The organism is Micromonospora kangleipakensis, assembly GCF_004217615.1.
GTDB lineage: Bacteria > Actinomycetota > Actinomycetes > Mycobacteriales > Micromonosporaceae > Micromonospora > Micromonospora kangleipakensis.
The window spans coordinates 5673534-5686507 of the sequence record NZ_SHLD01000001.1 but is presented as its reverse complement, the minus strand read 5'-3'; the positions used below and the strand labels follow the sequence as shown (position 1 = coordinate 5686507).

11 protein-coding genes and 1 pseudogene are annotated in these 12974 nt (G+C 69.8%); 8 read left to right on the top strand and 4 right to left on the bottom strand.

The features are described from left to right. Positions 1–135: 135 nt before the first annotated feature. The 5 genes from EV384_RS27130 to EV384_RS35100 all read left to right on the top strand — a co-directional run bounded on the left by EV384_RS27130 (position 136) and on the right by EV384_RS35100 (position 5623). Positions 136–3087 (top strand): glycoside hydrolase family 3 protein, encoded by a 2952-nt coding sequence (locus EV384_RS27130; protein ID WP_341273641.1) that lies wholly within the window; start codon positions 136–138, stop codon positions 3085–3087. Next, a complete protein-coding gene (locus tag EV384_RS27125) occupies positions 3026–3718 on the top strand; it encodes an HXXEE domain-containing protein (protein ID WP_130337670.1) in 693 nt (230 codons plus the stop codon). The genes EV384_RS27130 and EV384_RS27125 overlap by 62 nt, the downstream gene beginning before the upstream one ends. Positions 3719–3734: 16 nt before the next feature. Further along, positions 3735–3995 (top strand): DUF1272 domain-containing protein, encoded by a 261-nt coding sequence (locus tag EV384_RS27120; RefSeq protein ID WP_130337668.1) that lies wholly within the window; start codon positions 3735–3737, stop codon positions 3993–3995. A 137-nt stretch (positions 3996–4132) separates the two neighbouring features. Beyond that, the gene (locus EV384_RS27115; RefSeq protein WP_130337666.1) at positions 4133–4957 is read left to right on the top strand and encodes a transposase family protein; all 825 of its coding nucleotides are present in this window, start codon (positions 4133–4135) and stop codon (positions 4955–4957) included. 150 nt (positions 4958–5107) lie between these two features. Continuing rightward, on the top strand, positions 5108–5623 hold the full coding sequence (locus tag EV384_RS35100; protein WP_165440085.1) for a hypothetical protein: 516 nt from the start codon (positions 5108–5110) through the stop codon (positions 5621–5623). Between the two features lie 292 nt (positions 5624–5915). On the opposite strand, the pseudogene EV384_RS27105 reads toward EV384_RS35100, so the two are convergent. From EV384_RS27105 to EV384_RS27090, 4 genes and pseudogenes are all read right to left on the bottom strand, one after another. After that, positions 5916–6038 (bottom strand): annotated as a pseudogene (locus EV384_RS27105) (helix-turn-helix domain-containing protein); the annotation flags it as partial. Between the two features lie 179 nt (positions 6039–6217). After that, positions 6218–7024: a MurR/RpiR family transcriptional regulator gene (locus EV384_RS27100; RefSeq protein WP_130337662.1), complete on the bottom strand. Its 807-nt coding sequence runs from the start codon at positions 7022–7024 to the stop codon at positions 6218–6220. After that, positions 7021–8256, bottom strand: coding sequence for an allantoate amidohydrolase (locus tag EV384_RS27095; RefSeq protein ID WP_130337660.1), 1236 nt, complete (start codon positions 8254–8256; stop codon positions 7021–7023). The genes EV384_RS27100 and EV384_RS27095 overlap by 4 nt, the downstream gene beginning before the upstream one ends. Beyond that, a complete protein-coding gene (locus EV384_RS27090) occupies positions 8253–9470 on the bottom strand; it encodes a pyridoxal-phosphate-dependent aminotransferase family protein (RefSeq protein ID WP_207232476.1) in 1218 nt (405 codons plus the stop codon). Before EV384_RS27090 ends, EV384_RS27095 begins: the two co-directional genes overlap by 4 nt. 166 nt (positions 9471–9636) lie before the next feature. Here EV384_RS27090 and EV384_RS27085 point away from each other — a divergent pair, with 166 nt between their 5' ends. Genes EV384_RS27085 through EV384_RS27075 form a run of 3 tightly spaced genes read left to right on the top strand, consistent with a single transcriptional unit; the run spans position 9637 to position 12973 of the window. Next, positions 9637–11223, top strand: a complete 1587-nt coding sequence (locus tag EV384_RS27085; RefSeq protein ID WP_207232475.1) for an AtzH-like domain-containing protein — start codon at positions 9637–9639, stop codon at positions 11221–11223. Continuing rightward, positions 11205–11816: a nucleotidyltransferase family protein gene (locus tag EV384_RS27080; protein ID WP_242624316.1), complete on the top strand. Its 612-nt coding sequence runs from the start codon at positions 11205–11207 to the stop codon at positions 11814–11816. Before EV384_RS27085 ends, EV384_RS27080 begins: the two co-directional genes overlap by 19 nt. A 47-nt stretch (positions 11817–11863) precedes the next feature. Continuing rightward, positions 11864–12973, top strand: a complete 1110-nt coding sequence (locus tag EV384_RS27075) for an XdhC family protein (RefSeq protein ID WP_130337658.1) — start codon at positions 11864–11866, stop codon at positions 12971–12973. Position 12974: the final 1 nt, after the last annotated feature.

The window sequence follows — 12974 nt, the reverse complement described above, 5'->3', positions numbered from 1 at the left end:
AATATCGGGCGATGGGCTCAACAGTTTCAGTGAAGTGCTTCACCTATCGAGGAGGACACAATGAAACCCACCCATCGGGCGGCCCGTTCACCGGGCCGATTCCGCAGATCACTGGTACCGACCATGATCACGGCCGTGCTGGCCCTGGGTCTGGCCGCCCCGGCGAACGCCCAGGAGAGCTACCCCTTCCAGAACCCGGATCTCTCGTTGAGCAAGCGGGTCGACGATCTCCTCGGGCGACTGACCCTGGATGAGAAGATCTCGCTGCTGCACCAATACCAGCCGGCCATCCCCAGGCTGGGCATCAAGGCCTTCAAGACGGGCACCGAAGCGTTGCACGGCGTCGCATGGACCAGCGACGCCTCCGGCAACCAACTGCTGGCCAAGGGCACGGTGTTCCCGCAGGCCATCGGGCTGGCCAGCACGTGGGACCCGGAGCTGATCAAGCAGGTCGGCCGGGCGACCGGTGTCGAGGCGCGCGGTTACCACGCCACCAACGATGAGCGGATGCTGTGGGGCCTGAACATGTGGGCCCCGGTCACCAACCTGCTGCGCGACCCCCGCTGGGGCCGCAACGAGGAGGGTTACTCCGAGGACCCGACGCTGACCGGCGCGATCGCCACCGCGTATGGCAAGGGCCTGCAGGGCGGCAATCCCAAGTACCTACTGACCGCGCCGACGCTCAAGCACTATCTGGCGTACAACAACGACGACGGCCCCGCCGGCTCGGGGCTGGACCGGGACACCACCGACTCGCAGGTGCCCGAGCGCGTGCTGAATGAATACGACCGGGAGGCGTTCCGGCCGACCCTGGCGGCCGACGCGGCGACCGGCGTGATGACCTCCTACAACCTGGTCAACGGGCGGCCCGCGACCGTCAGCGCGGACCTGAACACGGTGGTTCGCTCGTGGACCAAGAAGCCGCTGTTCCACGTTAGCGACGCCTACGCGCCCGGCGGTCTGAGCGAGTCGCAGAAGTACTACGCCAACGACACCGAGGCGTTCGCCGCCGTCGTCAAATCCGGCAACGACAGCTTTACCATCGGCAACGGCGACAACAGCAGGACGGTCAACGCGATCAAGAACGCGCTGGCGCAGGGGCTGCTCACCGAGGCCGACATCGACCCAGCGGTGCGCGACGTCCTCAGCATCCGGGTCCGGCTCGGCGAGTTCGACCCCGACGGCGGCCCGTACGCCAAGATCACCTCGTCGGTGATCGGCAACACCGCGCACAAGAAGCTGGCCCGGCAGACCGCCGCCGATGCACAGGTGCTGCTGAAGAACTCCGGCATCCTGCCCCTCGACGCGGCCAAGACCAAGAAGGTCGCCGTGGTCGGCCCGCTGGCCAAGGTCCTCTACCGGGACTGGTACTCCGCGGAGCTGCCGTACAAGGTCACCCCGGTGGACGGTATCAAGGAGCGGCTCGGCTCCTCCGGCACCGTGACCGACAGCGAGGGCGCCGACCGCATCGCGCTCAAGGACGTCGGTTCCGGTAAGTACGTCACTGCGGGGACCGGTGACGGCGGTGCGCTGCTCAAGGCGACTGCCGCCACGGCGGGCGCCACCGAGCAGTTCGACGTCTTCGACTGGGGCCAGGGCATCGTCACCCTACGCGCCGTCGCCAACGGCAAGTTCGTCGGGCGCTACAACTGGGGCTCCAACTTCGCCAACGATCAGTCTGAGCCCAACGGCTGGTTCGTCCAGCAGATCTTCAAGCTGGAGAAGCAGGACGACGGCAACTACCTGCTCCGCTACGCAGGCTACGAGAAGGCCTACGGCTGGGCCGATCCGTCGACCGTCTACGCGAAGGTCGCCGACGACGGCACCTTGCAGCTCGCCACCAAGGCGGACGCCACCAAGTTCTCCAAGGAGGTGGTCAGCAGCGGTGTCGATGAGGCGGTCAAGGCCGTGACGGGTGCCGACACAGCGGTGGTGGTGGTCGGCAGCAACCCGTGGATCAACGGCCGTGAGGACCACGACCGGACCACCATGGTGCTCGCGGAGGGCCAGGAGGAGCTCGTCAAGGCGGTGCGTAAGGCCAACCCGAACACGATTGTGGTGGTGGAGAACAGCTACCCGACCACCCTCAACTGGGAGCAGGCCAACGTTCCGGCGATCCTGTGGACCACGCACGCGGGGCCGGAGACCGGGCATGCACTGGCCGACGTGCTGTTCGGCGACGTCAACCCGTCCGGGCGGCTGACCCAAACCTGGTACAAGTCCGACGCCGACCTGCCGAGCATGTTCGACTACGACATCATCAAGTCCAACCGGACCTACCTCTACTACCAGGGCACCCCGCTCTACCCGTTCGGGTACGGCCTGTCGTACAGCACTTTCAGGTACGGCACGCCACGGCTCTCGGCCGGCCAGGTCGGTGCCGGCGGCACCGTCACGGTGAGCGTCGATGTCACCAACACCAGCAAGGTCGCCGGAGACGAGGTGGTCCAGCTCTACACCCACCAGCGGACCTCCCGCGACAAGCAGCCGGTCAAGCAGCTGCGCACCTTCGCCAAGGTGCACTTGGGCGCGGGCCAGACCAAGTCCGTGCAGCTCCGGCTGAAGGCGGCCGACCTGGCGCACTGGGACGTCACCCGCGGCAATTGGGTGGTGGAGTCGTCCTCCTATGACGTGCTCATCGGCTCCTCCTCCGCCGACATCCGCCAGCGGACGACGCTGCGGGTCAACGGTGAGAAGATCCCCGCCCGGGACCTGTCGAAGACGACCCAGGCGATTACATTCGACGACTACTCCGGGGCCAAGCTCGTCGACGAGTCCAAGGCGACCGGCACCGCAGTCGGCGGCGCCACCGGCGACTGGATCAAGTTCGCGGACGCCGACCTCGGCTCTGGACTGAAGGGCTTCAAAGCCCGGACGGCGAATGCCGACGCGGGCGACGGGTCGGTCCAGATCCGGCTCGACGGCGCGAACGGCCCGGTCGTCGGCACCGTGAGCGTGCCGTCCACCGGAGACAAGTACACCTACCGGGACGTCACCGCCGCGGTCACCGGAGCCACCGGCCGGCATGACGTCTACCTCGTGTTCAGCGGAGACCTCCGGCTGTGCACGTTCTCCTTCACCAAGTAGTCGCAGACCGGTGCCCCGCCCCCCCCGGGGTGGGGGCGGGGCACCCCCATCGGCCCATCGAGAACCCCTCATCCAGATTTTCATATCGAACCGGGGTCGGGGACCGACTGCGACGGCCACCTGGGGACTGCTGGCGGCCTGGGCGATCCACGACAGTGAAGAACTCGTCACGATGGGCGGCTGGCTGGCTGGCTGGCTGGACCGGGCCGGGCCGCGGCTGCGGGCCCGGTTCCCGCAGGTGCCCGAGCGGGTCTGGGACCAGGTGAGGGTCAGCCCGTCGCAGGCGCGCATCGCAATCGGCGCGATGGGTGCCGTGATGGCCGCCGCCGCAGCCAGCGGGGCTCGCACCGGTGGCCGCAGCCGCTTCTACCAACCCACCCTGGTCGGGTTCGGCTTACAAGCGGGCGGCCACGTCGCCCAAGCGGTGGTCACCCGCGGATACACTCCTGGTGTGGTGACTGCGCCGCTGGTCGCCGCCCCGTTCTCGCTGTGGGCGTGGCGGCGCTTACGCGCGTCCGGCGTGCCCCGCGATGGTCACGCTGCGGTAGTGGGCGCGGCCCTGCTGCTACCGATCACCGCCGCAGCCTGCCACGCCCTGGCCCGCATGCTGGCACCGCACAGGCCACGCTGAGGACGAGGACGCGACCATGCTGAAGATGAAGCAGCAATGTGAACGCTGCAACGGCGCCTTGCCCGCCACCGCCGAGGCATACGTGTGCAGCTACGAGTGCACGTACTGCCCCCGCTGCACCGAGGCGCTCACCGCCGCCTGCCCTAACTGCGCTGGAGAACTGGTCCGCCGCCCCCGCCGCACCACGGGCGCCGCCGCCATCGCCGTGCGCACCCCGGGCCGGATCGTCCGGCTACTGCGCCGATCCCAACGGACACGGTCCAGGCAACCTCACTGACCGGCGCTAGAAGGGCGAACGAGATAGCGGCGAATGAGAGGGCCATGACGCGCCGAGGGCGTTGTCATGCAGCACAAGAACGCAGAACCCCGGTACGAAGGTGGTTCCTTCCAAGATCAACCTCATAGGGGTTCTGCGTGGCCAACAGTGTCAAATACGCCGCCGCACTGTCCGTGCGCGAGGAGACGTTGCTGTTCCTGTCCAGTCTGCTGCACGCTGAGCGGCAGCGCCGGGGTACCCGCGCCAGCCGCCGAGCGTTGGGCTGCTTCGCCCACGCAGTGCTGGTGCTGCGCTGGTTCCTCGACGGCACCCGGGTCAAGCAGCTGGCGACGGACAACGCTATCGGCGTCTCGACCGCATACCGGTACCTGCACGAAGGCGTCGATGTGCTCGCCGAGCGCCGGCCCAACCTGCACGGCGCGCTGCTGGCGGTCAGGACCGCCGGCTACAGCCACGTCAACCTCGACGGCACACTGATCGAAACCGACCGGATCGCCACACCGGGCCCGACCCGAGGGGTAGGCCTGTGGTGGTCGGGCAAGCACCACCATCATGGCGGCAACATCCAAGTCGTCTCCGCCCCCGACGGCTGGCCACTGTGGACGTCCGACGTCCGTCCCGGCCGGGAGCACGACACCACGTGTCTCCGTCAGCACAACATCCTGCCCGTGATCGCCCTGGCCACGCCGGACCTGCCTGCCCTGGCCGACCTGGGTTATCAAGGCGAAGCAGGAACAGTCCGCGTCCCGATCAAGAAACCCGCCCAGGGTCAACTGTCCGACGACCAGAAGAGCGCCAACCTCATCCACGCCCACTTACGCTCTCAAGCTGAACGGGCGAACTCCCTGCTCAAGACCACCTTCAAAGCACTGCGCCGGGTCAGCCTGTGCCCGTGGCGCATCGGTGCCATTACCGCAGCGGCGCTCGTGCTACTTCACCAAGAACACGGCCGGGCTACGTGACCAATCACAGAACGCTACCCGCCGTTACGGGGAATGGCTCAGTGTGAGCCGGGTCCCAGCGCGAGGTGAGATCATAGGACGAACACGTGCCTAGTCGCTTGGCGTCCAGAGCGACGTGGGGATCTCACTAGGCGCGGAACGAGGAGACGTATGACCACTCCACGGCCGGCTCGGCATGCTTGGCAGCGGTTGCCCGGCAGGCGCCGGCTCAGCGTCGAGCAACTGTCCTCAGGAATCTACGGCGTCGTGGTCTCGTCGGCCACGATGGCCGCAGCCGGTGACAAACCTCTGGAGACCGTGGTGATCAGCGTTCTCACCACCGTCCTCGTCTACTGGATCGCCGAGCAGTACGCGAGGGGTCTGGCCCATCGCGCCACGGTCGGCCGCCTCACCGCATCTGACCTGCTGCATGGATTGCGGGAGCGTTACACCATGGTGGAGGCCACTTTCGTCCCGCTCCTCGTGGTCGTGGCTTTGGGAGCCTTGGGCGTGACGGCTCCCGTGGCGGTGACGGTAGGTCTTCTTGTCGCGGTCGGGGCCCTCGCCGCCGTCGGTATTCTCGCTGCTCGGAGGTCCGGACTGTCGGCCCTCGGCACCGCGCTCTCAGGGCTGATCGCAGCCACACTGGGCGTTGCCATTGTGGTGCTCAAGCTCGCACTCCATTGAGGCGCACTGGTCGCGAGGTCGCGGTGCCAGCGCAGGACGGTGTCCGGGCGCACCAGCAGCCGTAACCTACGCAGCACGTCTGCCGGGAGCCGGTGCAGCAGGGCCGCCGGGAACGCCCGATTGCTCGCGTCGAGCCGGACTTTCTGCTTGCCCAGTTGCCGCTGCAGCACCGTGATCTGATGGCGCAGCGAGCGACAGCCCGTGCAGCGGTACCGACCAGTCGACAGCCGCCAAGATCTCAGGGGCCGGGCAGCAGCTCCCACCTGCGCGGATGAGGATTTCGGCAAGGGCAATACCAGCGCAGCCACCGGTGCACCGCCTGCCGGGAGACGCCGAACCGGTCGGCCACCTCCGTCACGGCAAGCCCGACCTGAACCTCCAACACGGCCCGATACCGCAGTTCGGTCACGCTCATCTCCACCAGCACTCGGCGGGGCGTCACCCATCAAGTGAAGCCACCGTGTAACGCATCATCGGAGTCGGACAGCCGGCTGTGTGCAATGTCGGGTCTCAGGACCGTCTGCGGGTATTACCGGTACGGTGGCGGTGGTCATTGGTGTACCGGAGGAGGCGGCCGCCCGGCGGTGCAATCTGTCACTCCACTTCGTCGAGGCGTCGATAAGCGCTGCTGATACCGGAGATCCGCCTGCGGGCGGGCGAGCCGATCGTCGACAGCACGCCGTCGGCGATGACGCTCACCAGGCTCATCACCGCCGCGTAGCTGTCGAAGGCCAGGCCGGTCGAGATCGGGCAGTTGAGCCAGTAACGGGAATAGGCTGCATGTTCGCGGGCCGTGGGATCGGCGAGCAGCACCAGGTCGGCGCGGGTGGCTGCGGCCTCGGCCATGAAGGAGCCGAACCCGGCCGGGCGGCGGCGGAAGCCCACGACCACGATGAGGTCTCCGGCGGTGATGTCGGCGAGTTCCTCGCCGATGACCTGGCCGGGCAGCGGCGCCAGCCGCACGTCCGCTCGGGCGTGGGCGAGTTGCTGGCGAAGATGCATGGCGACCGGGTAGCTGTTGCGCCAGCCGACGACGGTGACCCTGCGGGCGGCGGCGAGGAGGTCGACCACGTCGGTGAGCGCAGGCTGCTGAAGCGCCTTGTGGATCGCGTCGGCCTGTTGGACCGCGTAGCCGGTGAGACTGGGCGGCACCTGCACCCGTCGGGGCTCGCCGGCGGACCGCAGCGCGCGGAGGTGTTCTCGTACCTCGTCGAAGTCGGCGAAGCCCAGGCTGCGGAACAGCCGGCTCATGGTGGCCTTGGATACCCCGGCCAGGGCGGCGAGTTCTGCGGCCCGGTAGGCCGTCAGATCGTCGAGGTGCTCGATCAGCGTATCGGCGGCGCGGCGTTCCTGGGGCGAGAGGTCGGCATGGTACTGCGCGATGCGCTCCTCGATTCTCACTGCCGCAGTCTCTCGCCGGCGATGGCCAACACCGCGTTCTCGAGGGCGTCGAGGCCGCGAGCGACGTCGATTTCGCGCACGTTCTCGGACGGATGGTGGCTGATGCCGTCGTGGCACCGGACGAACAGCATGCCCACGTCGGTGACGTGCCCGATCGCCATCGCGTCGTGACCGGCGGGGCTCCACAGACCGAGCGGCTCGGCGTCGCCCGTCGTCGCGATGCCGCTGGCAACCGCCGCCCGCAGCCACGTCGCGCACGGTGTTGCCGCCGCCCGATGTATCTCCAGCGCCTCGAACCGCAGGCCGCGAGCGGAGCAGATGTCCTGGATGCGGGCCCGGATCATGTCCCAGGCGGCGTCCCGGTCTTCGTCAGTGGCGGCCCGTAGGTCGAGGCTGAAGTCGGCGCGGCCGGGGACCACATTGACCGCACCGGGGGCGACCGCTATCCGACCGACGGTGGCGAGACAGCCGCAGGTGCGGGCGATGTGCTCCACGGCGGTGATCGCCTCGCTGGCGCCGACCAGGGCGTCCCGCCGGCGCGGGTACGGCGTACCCCCGGCGTGGCGTGCCTCGCCGAGGATGCTCAACGTGAAGCGCCGCGCCGCGGCGATCGTGGTGACGTAGCCGAGCGACCGGTCCGCCGCCTCCAGGTGGGGGCCTTGCTCGATGTGGGCCTCGAGATACCCGACCAACTCCTCCGGTGCGCGGGCGGCGTCGGCCACTCGCGTCGGGTCCAGCCCGAAGTCGGTGAAGGCGCGGTGGAGTGTGATGCCGTCGCGGTCGCGCAGGTCCCACCAGGCCTCATTCCACCGCCCGGCGACGGCGCGGCTTCCGAGTAGCGTCGTTCCGAACCGGGTGCCCTCCTCGTCACCGAAGCCGATCACTTCGAGGGCGAAGGGCAGCTCGCTTACCCGGTCACCGAGCCGCTCGGCCACCGCGACGGCCATCAGGACGCCGAGCATCCCGTCGTAGCTGCCGGCGTCGGGCACGGTGTCGAGGTGAGACCCCAGGAGCAACGCCGGCAGGTCGGGTGTGCGGCCCTCGCGGCGTCCGCACTGGTTGCCCGCCGCGTCCTGCCAGGTACGCAGTCCGGCCTGCGCCATCCACTGGGCCACCCGGCTGTTGACCTGCGCGTGCTCGCGGGACAGGTAGACGCGTTCGAGCCCGTCCGGACGGGCGGAGAAACGGTTGAGTTCGGCGCAGCGGGCGAGGAGGATTTCCGCGTCGGTCATCCGGCGTACACCTCCTGAGCCGCGCCGACGCCCCCGCCGGCCGTGACTTCTACACCGCGGGCGCGGAGCACCTGCTCGAGGGCGGCGAGGGTGAGCAGCACGGCATCCTTGCGAGCGTTGTAGCCCATCGTGCCGATCCGCCAGACCCGGCCGTGGAGCGGGCCGAAGGAGGTGCCGATCTCGATGCCGTAGTCGTTCAGCATGGCGGCCCGCGCCGCGTCGCCGTCGACTCCGGCGGGGATCTCGACCGCGACCACGTTGGACATCTTGTGGGTGACGTCGCCGAAGAGGCTGAGTCCGAGACCGCGGACACCTGCCAGCATTGCCGCTCCGTGCCGGCGATGCCGCTCAACGGTATGGTCGATGCCTTCGGCGACCAGCAGCCGCGCGCATTCGCGGGCGCCGTACAGCATGGTCGTGGCCTCGGTGTGGTGGTTCAGCCGCCGGCTTCCCCAGTAGTCCATGATCATCGCCAGGTCGAAGTAGTTCGAGGCGATACGCGTCCCCCGGGCGCCGTCGTCGTGCTCCCTGATGCCCGCCTCCACGTGCTTTCGTGAGTTGATCACCTCGACGGCGCGCGGGGAGATGCTGATGGGTGCGCTGCCGGACGGGCCGCCCAGGCACTTCTGCAGACCTGCCGTCGCGATGTCCAGGCCCCAGGCGTCCATCTCGAACGTGTTGCCACCGAGGGTGGCGGTCGCATCGCAGTAGAGCAGCACGTCGTTGTCCCGGCAGATCCGGCCGATGTCGGCGAGCGGCTGACACATCGTGGTGCTCGTGTCGCCCTGCACGATCGCGAGCAGTTTGGGGGAGACCCTGCGCACCGCCTGCTCGACCATGTCCGGCTCGAAAACCTGACCCCACGGAACCTCGATCGTGTGCACCTCGGCGCGACACCGTCCGGCGATCTCGGCCAGCAGTTGCCCGAAGCGGCCGAAGATCGGCACCAGCACTCGGTCACCGGGCTCGATCAGCGAGACCAGTGCGGCCTCGATGCCGGCACGGGAGGTGCCGTCGACGAGGAACGTCTGCTCGTTGGTGGTGCGGAAGACCTCGCGGTAGAGCGTCATCGTCTCGGTCATGTACGCCCTCATCGAGGGGTCGAACTGCCCGACGAGCTGGGCCGACATCGCGCGAAGGACCCGGGGGTCGGCGGTGATCGGACCGGGACCCATCAGGAGCCGGGAGGGTGGGTGGATCGGCTCGGTATGCATGGCCTGGTGCTGATTCCTTCCCGCGCAGGCGGAGTGTTGCTCAGCCTATGAAACGGCTGTTTCAGCGGCATTTCGGCACCCTGGCTGCGAATGTCGGCCTCTCGGCTCCCGCCATCGGGTTGCAACGGAACATGATTGAAACACGGGTTCCGTAGGATCTCGAGACGTGGGCATCCGCAAACACGGTGCGCTCGGTGACGGGGCCGGGCAGGTGGCCGCCGCGACGCATCCTCCCGCGACCGTTCCCGATGGCCTGATGGACGCGTTCTGGGCGTACGAGAGCGCATTGACCGACAACGACCTCGACGCCCTCGACCGGCTTTTCGCACCGGGGCCGACCACGCTGCGCGGCGACGCGAACGGACTGCTGGTCGGTCACGACCGGATCAGCGCCTTCCGCCACGCGCGTGGGGGCGGACCGCGACGGCGGATCGTGGAGGTCCACGTCCAGCCGATCGACATGAGCCATGCCCTCGTCGTCGCCGTCACGGAGTTCGCCCACGGCGGCCGCGGCCTGCAGACCCAGTTGTGGAAGCGTACGCCGGCCGGTTGGGCGGTGACCGCCGCCCACGTCGCCCAGCCGGCGCCGGCGCTGGACACCCGGATCTGGCGGGTCGTGGGTGATCCGCTCATCCCCGCAACGGGAGCAGGACCACTCTCCGGCCATTCGTTGGCGGTAAAGGACCTGTACGCCGTGGCCGGTCACCGCATCGGCGCGGGCAACCCGGCCTTTCTGGCCGCGGCGCCGATCCAGCCCCGGCACGCGGCGGCTGTCGAGGCGCTGCTGGCCGCCGGGGCGGACCTGCGGGGGATCGCACGCACTGACGAGTTCGCCTACAGCCTCGCCGGCACCAACGTGCACACCGGCACTCCGCCGAACCCCAAGGCCCCGCACCGCATCTCGGGCGGATCGACGTCCGGGTCGGCCAGCGCCGTCTCGCTGGGCCACGCCACCATCGGCCTCGGCACCGACACGGGCGGCTCCATCCGGGTGCCCGCGGCCTATCAGGGCCTGTTCGGCTTTCGGCCCACACACGGCAGCGTGTCCACTGCCGGCCTGCTGCCGTTGGCGCCGTCATTCGACACGGTCGGCTGGCTGACCCGTGACGCGCTCCTCCTGGCCGCGGTCGGCGACGTGCTGCTGCCGGACTCAGCCGTCCGTCCCTTCGGCGAGGTCGTCGTCGTACCGGAGCTGCTCGCCCTCGCCCAGCCCGATGTCGCCGCGGCGGTCGAGACACGCGTCGGGGGATGGGCCCCACGCGAGAGCTGGGATCTGCCCGACCTGCCCGCCTGGCTCACGGCGTTCCAGACCCTCCAGGCCTGGGAGGCCTGGCAGGCCCACGGCGGCTGGCTGGCGACCAGGCTCCACACGCTCGGCGCGGACGTGCGTGGCCGCTTCGAGGCGGCGTCCGATGTCGGTGAAGACGACGCCGCCCAAGCCGCCGAGCAGGTCGCCGCCGCGCGCATACGTATCCGTGAGCTGGTCGGCGACCGGCTGCTCGTGCTTCCCTCGGCTTCCTCCGTGGCGCCGCCCCTCGGGCAGGTGCCGCCGGAGGTTCGCCAGGCCACCATGCAGTTGACCTGCCTCGCCGGCATCGGCGGCCTGCCCTCGGTCAGCATCCCGACCACCACCGCCGACGGCCTCCCGTGCGGCGTCTGCCTGGTCGCCTCCCCCGGTCGGGACCGGGACCTGCTGCACCTCACCGCCGAGCTCCCGACCGTTAGCGTGCGACCGTGGCTGCGCGACGGGTAGCGGTGCCGGTGGCCGGTCTGGTGCTCGCCGCCGGCGCGGGCCGGCGCTACGGGCGTCCCAAGGCCCTGGTGAATCTCGACGGCCGGCTGCTCGTGGAGCGCGCGGTCGCCGCCGCCCGCGACGGCGGCTGCCGGCCGCTGGTGACGGTGCTCGGGGCCGAGGCCGCGGCTGTCCGGGATCGCGCCGACCTCACCGACACCATTGTGATCGACAATCGCGAATGGGCGACCGGAATGGGTTCCTCGCTGCGCGCGGGCCTCGCCGCCCTGCAGCCGACCGAGGCCGTCGCCGTCGTCGTACTCCTGGTCGACATGCCCGGCGTCACCCCCGAGGCGGTGCGCAGGCTCGCCGAGCTCGCCACCCCGGACTCGCTCGCCATGGCCGGCTACGGCGCCGATCGCGGCCATCCGGTCCTGCTCGGCCGGGCGCACTGGGAGGGCGTGGCCGCCCTGGCCGTCGGCGACGTGGGCGCCCGGGCGTACCTGCGGACGCGGGCGACGGATCTGCGGATCGTGCCATGCGGCGACATCGCCGCCGGAGGTGACATCGATACCGTGTCCGACACGGTCAGCGACCCGGCGGGTAGCGGGTGACCGGTCGCCGCCGTGTCAGCCCTGGCTGACAGAAACTGGGAGGTCGCATGCGTGACGTGCTCGACGATCTGCTGCGGTGGTGGCAGGCCGGTGAGCCGGTCGGCCTCGCGACGGTCATCGCCACCTGGCACAGTGCCCCGCGCCCGCCCGGCGCGACGATGCTGGTCGCCCCGGACGACACGGTCGTGGGCAGTGTCTCGGGCGGTTGTGTCGAGGCGGCCGTCTACGAACTGTGCCGCGAGGTGATGGCCTCCGGAGTGCCGCGGACGCAGCGCTACGGGGTGAGCGACGGCGACGCCTTCGCCGTGGGCCTGACCTGCGGCGGCACCATCGACATCTTCGTGGAACGGGTCGACCGGAGCACATTTCCGGAGCTGGCTGACGTCGCCGCCGCGATCGCCGGGCGGGCGCCGGTCGGCGTGCTCACCTGCGTCGACGGGCCACCGGAACGGATCGGTCGACACCTGGTGGTCTGGCCCGACGCGCGGCGCGGCTCGCTCGGCTCCGACCGGCTCGACGACGCGGCCGCCGACGACGGGCGCGGGCTGCTCGCCGCCGGAAGCACCGGTCTGTTGCACTACGGCCCGGATGGGCAGCGGCGCGGTATTGGGCTGACCCTCCTGCTCAACGCCTACGCCCCGCCCGCCCGGATGATCGTCTTCGGGGCCATCGACTTCGCCGCCGCGGTCGCGCGGGTCGGCGCCTTCCTCGGTTACCGGGTCACCGTCTGCGACGCACGCGGCGTCTTCGCCACACGGCAACGGTTTCCCGACGCCGACGAGGTGGTGGTCGACTGGCCGCACCGCTACCTGGCCGCCCAGGCGCGCGCCGGGCAGATCGACGACCGGACCGTGGTCTGCGTGCTCACCCACGACCCCAAGTTCGACGTGCCCGTCCTGCAGGTGGCCCTCGACCTGCCGCTCGCGTACGTCGGCGCGATGGGCTCCCGGCGCACCCACGCCGACCGGTTGGCCCGGCTGCGCGAGGCCGGGGTGCCCGAGGCCGCGCTGGCTCGGCTCTCCTCGCCGATCGGGCTCGACCTGGGCGCCCGCACCCCGGAGGAAACCGCGATCAGTATCGCCGCGGAGATCGTCGCCACCCGCTGGGGCGGCAGCGGCGGGCGACTGTCCGAAATCGAGGGCCGGATCCACCGCTGAG